The organism is Nocardia sp. TBRC8007 (assembly GCF_056629435.1).
In genome coordinates this window covers 1-740 of record NZ_JBWSOR010000121.1, presented here as the reverse complement: position 1 = coordinate 740, position 740 = coordinate 1, and the positions used below count along the sequence as shown (strand labels likewise).

The following is a 740-nucleotide window of genomic DNA, read 5'->3' as shown; positions in this document are numbered from 1 at the left end:
CCACCACACCCGACCGATCGAAAACCACATACCCCACCAACTGTGTGCCCGCCCCCACCCCAGGCGCCTCCCGCGCCACCACCACCGCCTGCCCCACCCCCGGATGCGACCCCAGTACCGCCGCCACCTCCCCCGGCTCCACCCGAAACCCCCGAACCTTCACCTGCTCATCGACCCGCCCCACGAACTCCAACACCCCCGCCGCCGTCCACCGCGCCACATCCCCGGTCCGATACACCCGCTGCCCCACGTCCCCGAACGGGGAAGCAACGAACCGCGCCACGGTCAATTCCGGTCGCGAAACATAACCACGCGCCACCCCGGTTCCCGCGACATACACCTCACCGGTCACCCCCACCGGCACCGGACGCAACCAATGGTCAAGGACATAAACCCGCGCATTCGCCAGCGGCACCCCGATCGGACTCCCCACCCCATCACCAGCCGCGTCGTCGAGGGCGATATGGGTGACATGCACCGTGGTCTCGGTGATGCCATACATATTCACCAACACCGGACCCCCCGGCCGCGCAGCAGGCAACCACCCCCGCACCCGACGCACATCCAACCGCTCCCCACCGAACACCACCATCCGCAACACCGACCCCGCCCGCACATCCACCGCACACAACTCCTCGGCCTCGACCAACTCATAAAACGCCGACGGCGTCTGACTCAAAACCGTCACCCCCACCCGCACCACCAACTCCCACAACTCCACCGGCGACCGCACCACCTCC

1 protein-coding gene is annotated in these 740 nt (G+C 67.7%); it reads right to left on the bottom strand.

Translation table 11 applies throughout. The features are described 5' to 3' along the window. The coding region (locus ACX4ZE_RS22895) for an AMP-binding protein (RefSeq protein ID WP_480275532.1) at nt 1-740 on the bottom strand (740 nt) is incomplete at both ends.